14 protein-coding genes are annotated in these 15,701 nt (G+C 56.4%); 5 read left to right on the forward strand and 9 right to left on the reverse strand.

Annotation, left to right across the window (positions count from 1 at the left end; translation table 11 throughout):
* Positions 1 to 141: 141 nt before the first annotated feature.
* Positions 142 to 1,479 carry an adenine permease AdeP gene (gene adeP / locus ACERY3_RS22650; RefSeq protein ID WP_023309797.1) on the forward strand — a complete coding sequence of 446 codons (1,338 nt, stop codon included), beginning with the start codon at positions 142 to 144 and terminating at the stop codon, positions 1,477 to 1,479.
* Positions 1,480 to 1,571: 92 nt separating this feature from the next.
* Here the strand turns inward: adeP and ACERY3_RS22655 are convergent, their stop codons facing one another.
* From ACERY3_RS22655 to rpmH, 9 genes are all read right to left on the reverse strand, one after another.
* Positions 1,572 to 2,138: an NADPH-dependent FMN reductase gene (locus tag ACERY3_RS22655; protein WP_023309798.1), complete on the reverse strand. Its 567-nt coding sequence runs from the start codon at positions 2,136 to 2,138 to the stop codon at positions 1,572 to 1,574.
* A 36-nt stretch (positions 2,139 to 2,174) separates the two neighbouring features.
* A complete protein-coding gene (locus tag ACERY3_RS22660) occupies positions 2,175 to 2,921 on the reverse strand; it encodes a 4'-phosphopantetheinyl transferase superfamily protein (RefSeq protein WP_373226564.1) in 747 nt (248 codons plus the stop codon).
* Between the two features lie 122 nt (positions 2,922 to 3,043).
* Complete coding sequence (gene yidZ, locus ACERY3_RS22665) at positions 3,044 to 4,015, reverse strand: HTH-type transcriptional regulator YidZ (protein WP_047173131.1); 972 nt, start codon at positions 4,013 to 4,015, stop codon at positions 3,044 to 3,046.
* Positions 3,984 to 5,159 (reverse strand): MFS transporter, encoded by a 1,176-nt coding sequence (locus ACERY3_RS22670; RefSeq protein ID WP_373226565.1) that lies wholly within the window; start codon positions 5,157 to 5,159, stop codon positions 3,984 to 3,986. Before ACERY3_RS22670 ends, yidZ begins: the two co-directional genes overlap by 32 nt.
* A gap of 111 nt (positions 5,160 to 5,270) precedes the next feature.
* Positions 5,271 to 6,635 (reverse strand): tRNA uridine-5-carboxymethylaminomethyl(34) synthesis GTPase MnmE, encoded by a 1,365-nt coding sequence (gene mnmE / locus ACERY3_RS22675; protein ID WP_032662070.1) that lies wholly within the window; start codon positions 6,633 to 6,635, stop codon positions 5,271 to 5,273.
* Positions 6,636 to 6,707: 72 nt separating this feature from the next.
* Complete coding sequence (yidC, locus tag ACERY3_RS22680) at positions 6,708 to 8,351, reverse strand: membrane protein insertase YidC (RefSeq protein ID WP_064673022.1); 1,644 nt, start codon at positions 8,349 to 8,351, stop codon at positions 6,708 to 6,710.
* 2 nt (positions 8,352 to 8,353) lie between these two features.
* Positions 8,354 to 8,611: a membrane protein insertion efficiency factor YidD gene (yidD, locus tag ACERY3_RS22685; RefSeq protein ID WP_001307474.1), complete on the reverse strand. Its 258-nt coding sequence runs from the start codon at positions 8,609 to 8,611 to the stop codon at positions 8,354 to 8,356.
* Positions 8,575 to 8,934 carry a ribonuclease P protein component gene (gene rnpA / locus ACERY3_RS22690; protein ID WP_032640303.1) on the reverse strand — a complete coding sequence of 120 codons (360 nt, stop codon included), beginning with the start codon at positions 8,932 to 8,934 and terminating at the stop codon, positions 8,575 to 8,577. Before rnpA ends, yidD begins: the two co-directional genes overlap by 37 nt.
* Positions 8,935 to 8,950: 16 nt before the next feature.
* On the reverse strand, positions 8,951 to 9,091 hold the full coding sequence (gene rpmH / locus ACERY3_RS22695; RefSeq protein WP_000831330.1) for a 50S ribosomal protein L34: 141 nt from the start codon (positions 9,089 to 9,091) through the stop codon (positions 8,951 to 8,953).
* A gap of 596 nt (positions 9,092 to 9,687) precedes the next feature.
* Here rpmH and dnaA point away from each other — a divergent pair.
* Genes dnaA through gyrB form a run of 4 tightly spaced genes read left to right on the forward strand, consistent with a single transcriptional unit; the run spans position 9,688 to position 15,700 of the window.
* Complete coding sequence (gene dnaA, locus ACERY3_RS22700; RefSeq protein ID WP_010426558.1) at positions 9,688 to 11,082, forward strand: chromosomal replication initiator protein DnaA; 1,395 nt, start codon at positions 9,688 to 9,690, stop codon at positions 11,080 to 11,082.
* Between the two features lie 4 nt (positions 11,083 to 11,086).
* On the forward strand, positions 11,087 to 12,187 hold the full coding sequence (gene dnaN / locus ACERY3_RS22705; protein WP_023309804.1) for a DNA polymerase III subunit beta: 1,101 nt from the start codon (positions 11,087 to 11,089) through the stop codon (positions 12,185 to 12,187).
* Positions 12,187 to 13,260, forward strand: a complete 1,074-nt coding sequence (gene recF, locus ACERY3_RS22710) for a DNA replication/repair protein RecF (protein ID WP_023309805.1) — start codon at positions 12,187 to 12,189, stop codon at positions 13,258 to 13,260. Before dnaN ends, recF begins: the two co-directional genes overlap by 1 nt.
* Before the next feature lie 28 nt (positions 13,261 to 13,288).
* Complete coding sequence (gene gyrB, locus ACERY3_RS22715) at positions 13,289 to 15,700, forward strand: DNA topoisomerase (ATP-hydrolyzing) subunit B (RefSeq protein WP_023333933.1); 2,412 nt, start codon at positions 13,289 to 13,291, stop codon at positions 15,698 to 15,700.
* Position 15,701: the final 1 nt, after the last annotated feature.

Here is a 15,701-nt window from a genome sequence, read left to right on the forward strand (position 1 = left end):
ACGTTTACGTACGGCAGTTCGCCGGCACGCAATCGTTGCCGTATAAGCAAAATCAATGAAAAAAGTATCACGTAACCGCCACTATTGTCGCATTTTGGTATAGGATAGCGACGAATTTTCCCTCCTTGTTCGGAATTGATGATGAGTCAACAACACACTACCCAGACATCTGGTCAGGGTCTGCTTGAGCGCGTTTTTAAACTGCGCGAGCACGGCACAACGGCACGCACCGAAGTGATCGCTGGTTTCACCACCTTCCTGACGATGGTCTATATCGTTTTTGTGAACCCTCAAATTCTGGGCGTTGCTGGCATGGATACCAGCGCCGTCTTCGTTACAACCTGTCTGATCGCGGCCCTTGGCAGCATCCTGATGGGTGTGTTCGCTAACCTGCCGGTTGCGCTGGCACCGGCGATGGGCCTGAATGCGTTCTTCGCGTTCGTGGTTGTTCAGGCGATGGGGCTGCCGTGGCAGGTTGGCATGGGCGCCATCTTCTGGGGCGCGGTTGGCCTGCTGCTGCTGACCATTTTCCGCGTGCGTTACTGGATGATCGCGAACATTCCCGTGAGCCTGCGCGTGGGCATCACCAGCGGTATCGGTCTGTTCATCGGTATGATGGGGCTGAAAAACGCCGGCGTTATCGTGGCGAACCCGGATACGCTGGTGAGCATCGGTCACCTGACCTCTCATAACGTGCTGCTGGGCGTGCTGGGCTTCTTTATCATCGCGATCCTGGCTTCCCGTAATATTCACGCGGCGGTGCTGGTGTCCATCGTTGTCACCACCCTGCTGGGCTGGATGCTGGGCGACGTTCACTATAACGGTATCGTCTCCGCGCCACCGAGCGTCTCTACCGTGATTGGTCACGTCGATCTGGCGGGTTCCCTGAACCTGGGCCTGGCTGGCGTGATTTTCTCCTTCATGCTGGTCAACCTGTTTGACTCCTCCGGCACGCTGATTGGCGTGACCGATAAAGCGGGTCTGGCGGATGAGAAAGGGAAATTCCCGCGCATGAAGCAGGCGCTATTTGTGGACAGCGTCTCCTCTGTGACCGGTGCTTTTATCGGAACCTCGTCCGTTACCGCGTACATTGAATCGTCTTCCGGCGTGTCCGTGGGCGGCCGTACCGGCCTGACCGCGGTGGTTGTGGGTATTCTGTTCCTGCTGGTGATCTTCCTCTCTCCGCTGGCGGGTATGGTTCCTCCGTATGCGGCAGCCGGCGCGCTGATCTATGTGGGGGTGCTGATGACCTCCAGCCTGTCACGCGTGAAGTGGGATGATTTAACCGAAGCGGTGCCGGCGTTTATTACCGCCGTGATGATGCCGTTCAGCTTCTCGATTACCGAAGGTATCGCGCTGGGCTTTATCTCTTACTGCGTAATGAAGATCGGTACCGGCCGCTTCCGCGACCTCAGCCCGTGCGTCATCGTTGTGGCGCTGCTGTTTGTGCTGAAGATTGTGTTTATTGACGCCAAATAAACAGCAAGCCCTTTTCTTCGAAAAGGGCTTTAATGTTTGTTCCCTCTCCCCTTGGGAGAGGGCCAGGGTGAGGGCATCAGGCTGCAATAAGCTTAAGCCTTCACCCGCTTAATATAATCCCCAAACGCCGTCAGCTGGCCAGACAGATGATCGCGCGTGCTCTGATCCACCACTTCACCCGTTTGCGGGTCGACCTTGTTCTGAATCACACCACCCATAAACTCCGGCTTGTTCATGACCATCGCATCCAGGAACACCAGGATCTGGCGCAGATGATACTGGCAGCGCGCGCCGCCAATGGCGCCCATTGAGCTGGTCTGGATCAGCACCGGCTTGCCTGCCAGCGGCTGCTCAGGTAAGCGGGACAGCCAGTCGATGGCATTCTTCAGGCCACCCGGAACCGAATAGTTGTACTCCGGCGTGACGATGACCACGCCGTCGGCCTGGCGGATCTGCTCTGCCAGCGCCTCAACGCTCTGCGGAAAACCCTCTTCCTGCTGTACGTCAGCGTCATACAGCGGAATATCGCCAATAGACGGCAGGGCGCTAATTTCCATTCCTGCCGGTGCCAGCTGTGGCAGCGTGCGGGCAACCATCCCGTTAAATGAACCTTTGCGCAGGCTTCCCAGTAACGTAACTACTTTCAACGTATCAGACATGATTACTCCTGTTTCATCATGATGACCCTGATTGGATCAGCTAAGGGTGAATGCTTTTTCTGCCGGTAAACTGGTTAAACGCATCAGGCGTGCGGCGGGCTCGTTGGCACGCTCGGGCACATCAGGAAGGCTACGCCATCCCTGTTGGCTGTCAAATTCCCAGATTTTCATGCGTTCGATGGCGGGGGTAACCGCAATGGACCAAATGAGCACATCCTCTGCGTCACTGAGCGCCTCTACCAGCGTGGCCTGGGCGGCACGCAGACGTCCGGAGCCTGGCAGCAGCTGCAGCAGGCTGGCGTCGTCTGAGGCGCATCCACAGAGCTTGCGAATGCTCTGGCGCAGGGTAATGAGCTGGGCTCGGGCTTCTACAGGATCGTTCTGGTTGCGTACCCACAGCTTCTCATTGCTCGAGAGCGGATAGTCTTCATGCGCATTACCGCCATGGAAGCTGCGCGTCGCGCGCTGAAGTTCCATATCCAGCCCACAATCCCCTTCGGTGGTCAGCGCGACGCCAATGATATTGCCCGCGTAGGCAATCGAAAAACGAGGGAGATCCGGGTCGGCAAAGACCGGGCGACCTTCGGGTTGGGTAATGATGTCCGGCAGCTCGCTGGTGCCGTACAGCATAAACAGCAGTTCTGCGAGAAGCGCCCGGGAAGCTAAAAACCGCGTTCTGCGGTGTTCCGGGAGAGTGAGTGCTTCATTGTGACAGGCTGAAGAAATTCTTGCCGATACGAGACGTCCTTCCGTAAGTATTCCTCTTGCAAAGTGCGTAGCCATTTTTCGCTCCTTGATAATGGTCGTAATCGGTTAAACGGTTACATGATTATCGCTTAACTTGACTCCTGTTTTAATCAGTAAATGGGAGTAAGAGAAGCCTCAGGACCGAACTTTACATTTTCTTAGGCAAAAATTGGATCGCTGGCACCGTACAGCGCCTTGATGGTTTCCCGCAGCCAGAGGATTTTCGGATTATGGCTGTTTCGTTTATGCCAGATCAGCGTGAAGGGAACGGTAAGCTTTTCAGCCTGTGCTTCGTCAATGGGAATGGGCAGCGCGATCAGCTTCCGCTGGTGGAGTTGATTGTAGTGATGGCAGTAGTGCGGAGCCGTGGCGATATAGTTATGGCCGGGCTGCGCCGCCATAAACATCGACTGCTCAAAGCCCGGCACGCACATGGCAATATTTCTCTCTCGCCCCATCTCCTTTAGCACTTCGTCCAGTGCCCAGGTGTCGCTGCGTTCCCAGAAGATGCTGATGTGCGGGTAGCGCAGGAAGGTCTCTAGGTTCCATTCGTCCTGTAGCGCGGGGTGATCCTCACGCAGATACACGCACGGACGGTCGCTGAACAGGATCTCATAGTCGATGAACCACGGCATTAGCTTCAGCAATTCACGCGAGCGCGGGTGCGTTTCGCGTCCGGTGAATCCCAGATCCACCTCTCCACGCGTAATGGCGTCCAGCGAGTCGTAATCCCAGTGACGCATCTTCACCGTAGCCTGCGGATAGCGCTGGTTCACCTGCTCCAGCAGGGCGTTAAAGCGGATCAGCATCAACGGCGTTTCGGCGGCCAGCACGAACGTTAGCCCGCCCGGGGAATCATGGTGGAATTTATCGAGGATCTGGTTGCCGATTTGCATCCAGTCAGCCAGATCCTGCTCCAGGCTTACCGTCAGCGGGGTCGGCAGCAGCCCCAACGGCGTTTTGACAAACAGCGGGTCGTCAAACCAGTCACGCAGCTTGGCCAGCGATTTACTCACCGCAGACGGCGTCACGTTCATCCGTTTCGCCGCTTTGGTGACGCTGCGCTCCTGCAGCAAAAGCTGCAGGCACAGCAACAGGTTAAGATCGAGACTGCTGATGGGCTTCTTCATAATGCGCCGCGGGCTGGATGACCATAAGTAAGGTGATGCACAGTATGCTACAGCCAATCAGAACCCCGATCAGCATATTCAGCGCGTTAAGCCCGATGACCGCCGCCAGCCAAATCCACAGCGACGAGCCGCAGACCTGCGCAATCCCCAGCACAGAGCTTGCCACGCCTGCCCGCAGCGAGAAGGGACCAAGCGCCTGACTCATCGCCACGCCAAAGCCAACCGAGAACCCGGCGCAAATGAGGGTAATGCCGGCCAGCATCACCGCATGCGAGCTGGTGGTTGCCAGGATCGCGCCAGCCGTGAGGAATAAAACCTGTGAGGTCAGCATCAACGTGCGCTGGCTGAAAACATTTAGCGCAAACGGGGTAGAAAACGACACTGCCATACTGACCATGGCGGTTAATGCCATCACCGTTGAATACTCACCCCGATCGAAGCCCATGGTTTCCATCAGTAAAACCGGGGAAACGTTTACATAGGTCAGGATCACCGCCACGCTTAACGTGGTCACGGCCAGACGACTGAGAAAAAAGCGGTTAAGCAGCTTCTCGGCTGGGTGAATGGCTGCGGTATGACTGGTATTCTGCGAGCCCGGGTGGGTCTCTTTCAGCACGGCGATGGACAGGACAAACACCAGCGCGCCCATCGCCGCCATGGTCCAGAACAGGCTCTGCCACGGGAATTTCAGCATGATCAGATATCCCACGACCGGGGCCAGCACCGGGATGATGCAGGTAATGCCGTTCAGCATCGACAGCACCTTAGCGCGACGCTGGGCGCTTAGGGTGTCTCGCAAAATGGCAAACGCGACGACGTAACAGCCACCGGCTCCAATGCCCTGAATAAACCGTCCGGCCAGGAACAAGGTGCTGTTTTGCGCCTGTGAGCAGAGAAGAGAGGCCAGGGCAAAAATGATGGCGCCGGTTATCGCGACGGGCTGACGGCCTGCCTTATCCGCGATCTTCCCGGCAAAGACCATCGACGACGCCATCCCCGCAAGATAGGCCGAAAACGCGATGTGCAGCTGCGCTTCGCTGGCGCCCAGATCGCGGGCGATGTGCGGCAATCCCACCAGATACATATCAATGCCGGACGGATAAAGCAGAACTAAAGCGAAACTACAAAACAGAAAACGCGCCATAACCCCCCCATAGATGCAGGCATGCAGGATAGGGGGTGAAAAGGGATTAGGCGAGTTGCCATTTGGACAATGGTGATTTCCCGGGAGGAAATCACCATGGATTAGCGGGAATTACTTACCAATACAGAAGCTTGAGAAGATCCGTCCCAGCAGATCGTCCGACGTAAACTCCCCGGTGATTTCGCTCAGATTCTGCTGCGCCAGGCGCAGCTCTTCCGCCAGCAGTTCGCCCGCCCATGCGCCGATCAGCTGCGCTTTACCCTGAACAAGGTGGTTCGCCGCCTCTTCCAGCGCCTGCAGGTGACGACGACGCGCGAGGAAGCCGCCTTCCATGCTGGTATCAAAGCCCATGCTCTGCTTGAGATGGTTACGCAGGTCGTCAACGCCTTCACCGGTACGCGCCGACAGGCGAATCAGTGAGTGACCATTCACATCGCTGATTCCCAGCGTTTCGCCGGTGACGTCCGCTTTGTTACGCACCACGGTGATGGGCAGTTTCGCCGGCAGACGGGCGATAAAGTCTGGCCAGATGTCCGCCGGGTCAACGGCGTCGGTCGTGGTGCCGTCCACCATAAACAGCACGCGGTCAGCCTGCTCGATCTCCTGCCAGGCGCGTTCGATACCGATGCGTTCCACTTCATCGCTGGCATCGCGCAGGCCGGCGGTATCAATGATGTGCAGCGGCATGCCGTCGATGTGGATGTGCTCGCGGAGCACGTCGCGGGTGGTGCCGGCAATATCGGTGACGATTGCCGCTTCACGGCCCGCCAGGGCGTTCAGCAGGCTCGATTTCCCGGCGTTAGGACGTCCGGCAATCACCACCTTCATCCCTTCCCGCAGCAGGCTGCCCTGGCGCGCTTCGGCGCGCACGGCGTCGAGATCGTTCATTACCTGGTTGAGCTGCGCTTCGATTTTGCCGTCAGAGAGGAAGTCGATCTCCTCATCCGGGAAGTCGATAGCCGCTTCCACGTAGATCCGCAGGTGAGTAAGTGCTTCCACAAGGTGATTTACGCGGGCGGAGAATGCCCCCTGCAGCGAGTTCAGAGCGGAGCGGGCCGCCTGTTCAGAACTGGCGTCGATCAGGTCTGCAATCGCTTCTGCCTGCGCCAGGTCGAGCTTGTCGTTGAGGAAGGCACGCTCGGAGAACTCGCCCGGCTTCGCAATGCGCAGGCCAGGCAGGGTCAGGATACGTTTTAACAGCAGGTCGAGGATAACCGGGCCGCCGTGGCCCTGCAGCTCCAGCACGTCTTCGCCGGTGAAAGAGTTCGGGCCGGGGAACCACAGCGCAATGCCCTGGTCCAGCGGCGTGCCGTCGGTATCTTTAAACGGCAGGTAATCAGCGTAGCGCGGCTTTGGCAGTTTACCCAGCACCGCTTCGGCCACCTCGCGCGCCTTCAGGCCGGAGATACGCAGAATGCCTACACCACCGCGTCCCGGTGGGGTTGCCTGGGCGACGATAGTGTCGTTATGGCTCATGGTTGGTCTCGTTCAATACAAATAAAAAAGGCGGTCAATCGACCGCCCTTATTTTAGCGTTAACTTACCGAATCAGGACTTTTTCTTTTCGCGGCTATGCAGGCCACGTTTTTCCAGACCACGGTAAATCAGCTGCTGCTGGATGATGGTCACCAGGTTGCTGACGATATAGTACAGCACCAGACCTGACGGGAACCACAGGAAGAACACGGTGAAGATGACCGGCATAAAGGTCATGATCTTCTGCTGCATCGGGTCGGTCACGGTGGTCGGCGACATCTTCTGGATGAAGAACATCGTCACGCCCATCAGGATCGGCAGGATGTAGTACGGGTCCTGTGCGGACAGGTCATGGATCCACAGTGCGAACGGCGCGTGGCGCAGCTCAACGGAACCCATCAGCATGTAGTACAGCGCAAGGAAGATTGGCATCTGAATCAGCAGCGGGAAGCAACCACCCAGTGGGTTTACTTTCTCTGCTTTATACAGGGCCATCATTTCCTGGCTCTGACGCTGTTTGTCATCGCCCAGACGCTCACGCATCGCCGCAATTTTCGGCTGCAGCATACGCATCTTCGCCATGGAGGTGTACTGCGCTTTAGTCAGCGGGTACATGATGCCACGAACGATGAAGGTAATAACGATGATGGAGAAGCCCCAGTTACCCAGGAAGCTGTGGATGAACTTCAGCAGCTTAAACAGCGGCTGAGAGATGAACCACAACCAGCCGTAATCGACGGTCAGATCCAGGTGCGGCGCAACAGCGGCCATTTTGTCCTGAATTTCCGGGCCGACCCACAGGGTGCTTGCCATCTTACCGGTTTGACCCGGCTGAACCAGAACCGGCTGGGATTTGTAGCCGATGGCTGCAAGACCGTTACCCAGATTCGCGGTATAGAAGTTGTTGGTACCGTCGTTATTTGGCACCCACGCAGTAGCGAAATACTGCTGCAGCATTGCCACCCAACCGCCTTTAGCGCTGACGTTCAGGTTTTCGTTATCGGCAATGGTGTCGAATTTGTATTTCTCATACTTAGCGTCTGGCGTGGAGTACGCCGCGCCACGGAAGGTATGCAGCGCAAAGTTGCTGCTTCCGGTGTCACGGTGAGACGGCAGATTGATGGACTGCTTCAGCTGGCCAAAGGTCGACAGTTCCAGTGGTTTCGCACTGGCGTTCTGTACGCTGTAGCCCACGTTCACCGCATATTCACCGCGTTTCAGGGTGAAGGTTTTAGTGAAGGTGTTGCCTGCGGCGTCGGTGTACGTCATCGGGATCGCGAGTTCGTTCTGACCATCAGCCAGTACAAAGGTGTCGCTCTCGACGTTATACAGTGGACGCGCACCGTTAGCCGGGTTATCCGGGCCATCACGACCGGTCAGGCCGCTCTGCGCCTGGTAGATAAACTCAGGCGTGGTTTCCAGTAACTGGAACGGTTCGTTAGACTTCAGCTCTTTCGGGTAGGTCAACAGCAGCGCCTGCTCAACATCACCACCACGGGTGTTGATTGTCAGCTCAAGCACATCGGTCTTAACCGTAATCTGTTTCCCCTGGCCACTGGCCGGTACGCCCTGGTCGGCGGCGCTACCCGCTGCGGTGGTCGTAGTCTGCGTGGTCTGCTGCTGGGGTTGAGGATTTTTATCCTGCTCCCATGCCTGCCAGATCATGAAAGACACGAACAACAAAGCGATGATAAGAAGATTGCGTTGCGAATCCATCGTTAGTGTTCTCTGGTATCAAAGGGTCCTGGGGGGACGGGGTCGTCTCCACCGGGGTGTAAAGGGTGGCATTTTAATACGCGTTTCACCGTCAACCAACTGCCTTTTATCACTCCAAACCTGCGCAATGCCTCAATTCCGTAGCTTGAGCATGTTGGTGTGAAACGGCAGTGCGGCCCGAGTAGCGGACTAATCAGGCGTTGATAGACCCGAATGAGGGCTATCAGGACCCGTGAGCCAGGCGACAGTGGCGGCGCCATAATTTTTCCAACGCTTCCGAGAGAGCACGGTTATCGAGGTCGGCAACCCCTTTCTTCGCCACCACCACGAAATCCATTGAAGGCAGTTCGTGCTGACGTAAACGGAAGCTTTCACGCGTCAGACGTTTAATCCGATTGCGTTCATGCGCACGCTTAACATTTTTCTTGGCGACTGTGAGACCGATGCGGGGATGCCCCAGCGAATTTTGGCGGCCGAGGATGGTGATTTGCGGCGTGCCAGCCCGTAGTGGCTGCTGGAAGACGAAAGTGAAATGAGCGGGAGTTAACAAACGTAACTCCCTGGGAAATGCTAGCTTAACCACTCAGGGGTTAGCTTTATTACTTGGAAACGGTCAGACGAGCGCGGCCTTTAGCACGACGACGTGCCAGAACCTGACGACCATTTTTAGTAGCCATACGAGCACGGAAGCCGTGAGAACGGTTGCGCTTCAGTACAGACGGTTGAAAAGTGCGTTTCATGGCGATTTCTACCTAAACTTGAATAAATTCACTGACTTTTGCGTATACCCGAACGAGTTTCGAACGACTAACGCCTCAGCGTGGGTGATTAAAGAGGCCGGATTGTAATAATTGTACACTCCGGAGTCAATTCTCTTTCCTTATTTCCCGCGTATTTCCGCACGTTTTCGCGTGGAAAATGAGCAACGGACGACGCAGGAAGATGAGCATCACGCGCCGGGTCGAGGATTATACGGCCTCGCCAACAAAGCGCAAGGATCGTCCCGGATCTTCGTTAGATCATTTCAGCAATAAATTGTCTGTGCTCATTAATTTTTCCAATATGCGGACTAAATCGTGGGGCACTGGCGCCAGGATCGTTTACACTTATCCGGTTCCGGATCTTCCTGTGGATAAATCGGGAAGAAACTGTGAGAAACAGAAGATCTCTGGCTCAGTTTAGGCTATGATCCGCGGTCCCGATCGGGATCCAGCGATCCTGGCCGGGTATAACCGCAGATAGCGGTTCGCACATCACCCTCATTGGGTCATGTCGATGTGCGCCAACAATCATGAATATTCAATAGTTTTCTTTTATTGTTCGAGTGGAGTCCGCCGTGTCACTTTCGCTTTGGCAGCAGTGTCTTGCCCGATTGCAGGATGAGTTACCAGCCACAGAATTCAGTATGTGGATCCGCCCGTTGCAGGCGGAACTGAGCGATAACACGCTGGCTTTGTATGCGCCAAACCGTTTTGTGCTCGATTGGGTAAGGGATAAGTACCTTAATAACATCAATGGACTGCTGAACGATTTCTGCGGGTCAGATGCTCCGCAGCTGCGCTTTGAAGTGGGCACAAAGCCGGTCACCCAAACCGTCCGTGAAACCGTGAACGTAGCAGCGCCCGCTCAGGCCGCGCCTGCTCCGGCCCCTCGCGTCGCACCCGCTCGTCAGGGCTGGGATAATGTCCCCGCACCGGCTGAGCCAACCTACCGCTCTAACGTTAACGTGAAACACACGTTCGATAACTTCGTTGAAGGTAAGTCGAACCAGCTGGCGCGCGCGGCGGCTCGTCAGGTTGCTGATAATCCCGGTGGGGCCTACAACCCGCTGTTCCTTTACGGCGGCACGGGTCTGGGTAAAACGCACCTGCTGCATGCAGTGGGTAACGGCATTATGGCGCGCAAGCCCAATGCCAAAGTGGTGTATATGCACTCCGAGCGCTTCGTTCAGGACATGGTAAAAGCCCTGCAAAACAATGCGATCGAAGAGTTTAAACGCTACTATCGTTCCGTTGACGCGCTGCTCATCGATGACATCCAGTTCTTTGCGAATAAAGAACGATCGCAGGAAGAGTTTTTCCACACCTTCAATGCCCTGCTGGAAGGCAATCAGCAGATCATTTTGACCTCGGATCGTTATCCAAAAGAGATCAACGGCGTTGAAGATCGTCTGAAATCCCGCTTCGGCTGGGGCCTGACCGTGGCGATCGAGCCACCGGAGCTGGAAACCCGCGTCGCGATCCTGATGAAGAAAGCCGATGAAAACGACATTCGCCTGCCGGGCGAAGTGGCGTTCTTCATTGCCAAGCGTCTGCGCTCCAACGTGCGTGAGCTGGAAGGGGCGCTGAACCGCGTTATCGCCAATGCCAACTTTACCGGTCGTGCGATCACCATCGATTTTGTGCGTGAAGCGCTGCGCGATTTGCTGGCATTACAGGAAAAACTGGTCACTATCGACAATATTCAAAAGACGGTGGCTGAGTACTACAAGATCAAAGTGGCAGATTTACTGTCTAAACGTCGTTCCCGCTCGGTGGCGCGTCCGCGTCAGATGGCGATGGCGCTGGCAAAGGAGTTAACCAACCACAGTCTGCCGGAAATCGGGGATGCGTTTGGTGGCCGTGACCATACGACCGTGCTGCACGCTTGTCGCAAGATTGAGCAGTTACGCGAAGAAAGCCACGACATAAAAGAAGATTTTTCCAATTTAATCAGAACATTATCATCGTGACGCTATGAAATTTACCGTTGAACGTGAACATTTATTAAAACCGCTGCAACAGGTGAGTGGCCCATTAGGTGGCCGCCCAACGCTGCCTATTCTCGGAAACCTGCTGCTTCAGGTCGCGGACGGTACGCTGTCGCTGACCGGTACAGATCTGGAAATGGAAATGATCGCGCGCGTTACGCTGACGCAGCCGCACGACGCGGGCGCGACCACGGTTCCGGCACGTAAATTCTTTGATATCTGCCGCGGGCTGCCGGAAGGCGCTGAAATCGCCGTGCAGCTGGAAGGCGACCGTATGCTGGTGCGCTCTGGCCGCAGCCGTTTCTCGCTCTCCACGCTGCCTGCTGCGGACTTCCCGAACCTGGACGACTGGCAGAGCGAAGTTGAATTCACCCTGCCGCAGGCGACGATGAAGCGTCTGATTGAAGCCACGCAGTTCTCCATGGCGCATCAGGACGTCCGTTACTACTTAAACGGCATGCTGTTCGAAACCGAAGGTGAAGAGCTGCGTACCGTAGCCACCGACGGCCACCGTCTGGCGGTCTGTTCTATGCCGATTGGCGACGCGCTGCCAAACCATTCGGTGATCGTGCCGCGTAAAGGGGTGATTGAGCTGATGCGTATGCTCGACGGCGGCGACACGCCGCTGCGCGTGCAGATCGGCAGCAACAACATCCGCGCACACGTGGGCGATTTTGTCTTCACGTCTAAGCTGGTTGACGGTCGTTTCCCGGATTATCGCCGCGTATTGCCGAAGAATCCGGACAAAACGCTGGAAGCGGGCTGCGATAGCCTCAAGCAGGCCTTTGCCCGTGCGGCCATTCTCTCCAACGAGAAATTCCGCGGCGTGCGCCTGTACGTGAGTGAAAACCAGATCAAAATCACCGCTAACAACCCGGAGCAGGAAGAGGCAGAAGAGATTCTGGACGTCACCTACGCCGGAACCGAGATGGAAATCGGCTTTAACGTCAGCTATGTGCTGGATGTGCTGAATGCGCTGAAATGCGAAAACGTGCGCATTCTGCTGACCGACTCCGTTTCAAGCGTACAGATTGAAGATGCCGCATCACAGTCGGCTGCTTATGTTGTCATGCCAATGAGACTGTAATGTCGCTCACCCGTCTGTTGATCCGCGACTTTCGCAATATCGAAAGCGCGGATCTCGCTTTATCCCCTGGCTTTAACTTCCTGGTTGGCGCAAACGGCAGCGGCAAAACCAGCGTGCTTGAGGCCATCTATACGCTCGGCCACGGTCGGGCGTTTCGCAGTTTGCAGATTGGTCGCGTCATTCGCCACGAGCAGGAATCCTTTGTTCTGCACGGGCGTTTGCAGGGGGCGGAGCGGGAAACCGCGATCGGCCTGACCAAAGACAAGCAGGGCGACAGCAAGGTGCGCATCGACGGCACCGACGGCCATAAAGTGGCGGAGCTGGCGCTGCTGATGCCAATGCAGCTGATTACGCCGGAGGGGTTTACTTTACTCAACGGCGGCCCCAAATACAGAAGAGCATTCCTCGACTGGGGATGCTTTCACAACGAAGCCGGTTTCTTTAACGCCTGGAGCAACCTGAAGCGTCTGCTCAAGCAGCGTAACGCTGCCCTGCGCCAGGTTACCCGTTACGCCCAGCTGCGTCCGTGGGACATGGAGTTAATCCCTCTCGCGGAACAAATCAGCAACTGGCGTGCCGAATACAGCGCAGGTATCGCCGAAGACATGGCCGACACCTGCAAACAGTTTTTACCCGAGTTCTCTCTCACCTTCTCTTTCCAGCGCGGCTGGGAGAAAGAGACGGATTATGCCGAGGTGTTAGAGAGAAGCTTCGAGCGCGACCGCATGTTGACCTACACCGCGCACGGCCCGCACAAGGCGGATTTCCGCATTCGTGCCGACGGTGCACCGGTGGAAGACACGCTGTCGCGCGGGCAGCTCAAGCTCCTGATGTGCGCGCTGCGCCTGGCACAGGGGGAGTTTCTCACCCGCGAGAGCGGAAGACGCTGCCTGTACCTGATAGATGATTTTGCCTCGGAACTTGACGACGCGCGGCGCGGGCTGCTTGCCAGCCGCTTAAAAGCCACGCAGTCGCAGGTTTTCGTCAGCGCCATTAGCGCTGAACACGTTATAGACATGTCGGACGAAAATTCGAAGATGTTTACCGTGGAAAAGGGTAAAATAACGGATTAACCCAAGTTGAAATGAGCGAGAAACGTTGATGTCGAATTCTTATGACTCCTCCAGTATCAAAGTCCTGAAAGGGCTGGATGCGGTGCGTAAGCGCCCGGGTATGTATATCGGCGACACGGATGACGGCACCGGTCTGCACCACATGGTATTCGAGGTGGTAGATAACGCTATCGACGAAGCGCTCGCGGGTCACTGTAAAGACATCGTGGTCACCATCCATGCGGACAACTCCGTCTCCGTCACCGATGATGGTCGTGGCATCCCAACCGGTATTCACCCGGAAGAGGGCGTCTCTGCCGCGGAAGTGATCATGACCGTGCTGCACGCAGGCGGTAAGTTTGACGATAACTCCTATAAAGTTTCCGGCGGCCTGCACGGCGTAGGCGTCTCCGTGGTTAACGCCCTGTCGCAGAAGCTGGAGCTGGTTATCCAGCGAGAAGGCAAAATTCACCGTCAGCTCTATACGCACGGCGTGCCGCAGGCACCGCTGGCCGTTACCGGCGATACCGACAAAACCGGTACCATGGTGCGTTTCTGGCCGAGCCATGAAACCTTCACCAACGTCACCGAATTCGAGTACGACATCCTGGCGAAACGCCTGCGTGAACTGTCGTTCCTGAACTCCGGCGTCTCTATTCGCCTGCGCGACAAGCGTGACGGCAAAGAAGACCACTTCCACTACGAAGGCGGTATCAAGGCGTTCGTTGAGTATCTGAACAAGAACAAAACGCCAATTCACCCGAATATCTTCTATTTCTCCACCGAAAAAGACGGTATCGGCGTGGAAGTGGCGCTGCAGTGGAACGACGGTTTCCAGGAAAACATCTACTGCTTCACCAACAACATTCCACAGCGTGACGGCGGTACGCACCTTGCAGGCTTCCGTGCGGCGATGACCCGTACCCTGAACGCCTACATGGACAAAGAAGGCTACAGCAAGAAAGCGAAAGTCAGCGCCACCGGTGATGACGCCCGTGAAGGCCTGATTGCCGTTGTCTCCGTGAAGGTGCCGGATCCGAAGTTCTCCTCCCAGACCAAAGACAAGCTGGTCTCTTCCGAGGTGAAATCGGCGGTTGAACAGCAGATGAACGAACTGCTGAGCGAATACCTGCTGGAAAACCCGTCCGACGCGAAAATCGTGGTGGGCAAAATTATCGATGCGGCGCGTGCCCGTGAAGCGGCGCGTAAGGCCCGTGAAATGACCCGTCGTAAAGGCGCGCTGGACTTAGCAGGCCTGCCGGGCAAACTGGCTGACTGCCAGGAACGTGACCCGGCGCTGTCCGAACTGTACCTCGTGGAAGGGGACTCCGCGGGCGGTTCTGCGAAGCAGGGCCGTAACCGTAAGAACCAGGCTATCCTGCCGCTGAAGGGTAAAATCCTCAACGTTGAGAAAGCCCGTTTCGACAAGATGCTCTCTTCTCAGGAAGTGGCGACGCTCATCACCGCGCTGGGCTGCGGCATCGGCCGTGATGAGTACAACCCGGACAAACTGCGCTATCACAGCATCATCATCATGACCGATGCGGACGTCGACGGCTCGCACATTCGTACGCTGCTGTTGACCTTCTTCTATCGTCAGATGCCTGAAATCGTTGAGCGTGGTCACGTCTATATTGCACAGCCGCCGCTGTACAAGGTGAAGAAAGGCAAGCAGGAACAGTACATTAAAGACGACGAAGCGATGGATCAGTACCAAATCGCGATCGCCCTTGATGGCGCGACCCTGCACGCGAACTCGCACGCCCCTGCACTGGCCGGCGAGCCGCTGGAGCGTCTGGTGTCCGAGTTCAACGCCACGCAGAAAATGATTACGCGTATGGAACGCCGCTATCCGAAAACGCTGCTGAAGGAGCTGGTTTATCAGCCGACCCTGACCGAAGCCGATCTGAGCGACGAGCAGACCGTGACCCGCTGGGTGAATGCCCTGGTGACCGATCTGAACGAAAAAGAGCAGCACGGCAGCATGTGGAAATGCGATATCCAGCAGAACGCCGATAAGCAGTTCGAGCCTATTATTCGCGTGCGTACCCACGGCGTTGACACCGACTATCCGCTGGAGCACGAGTTTGTGACCGGTCCGGAATACCGTCGTATCTGCACGCTCGGCGAGACGCTGCGCGGCCTGATCGAAGACGATGCGTTCATCGAGCGTGGCGAACGTCGTCAGCCGGTAGCCAGCTTCGAGCAGGCGCTGGACTGGCTGGTGAAAGAGTCTCGTCGTGGTCTTGCGATCCAGCGCTATAAAGGTCTGGGCGAAATGAACCCGGACCAGCTGTGGGAAACCACCATGGATCCGGAAAGCCGCCGCATGCTGCGCGTGACCGTTAAGGACGCGATTGCCGCGGACCAGCTGTTCACGACCCTGATGGGCGATGCGGTTGAACCACGTCGTGCCTTCATCGAAGAGAACGCCCTGAAAGCGGCAAATATCGATATTTAAT

It is taken from the genome of Enterobacter cloacae complex sp. ESBL7, from assembly GCF_041679625.1.
GTDB lineage: Bacteria > Pseudomonadota > Gammaproteobacteria > Enterobacterales > Enterobacteriaceae > Enterobacter > Enterobacter asburiae_B.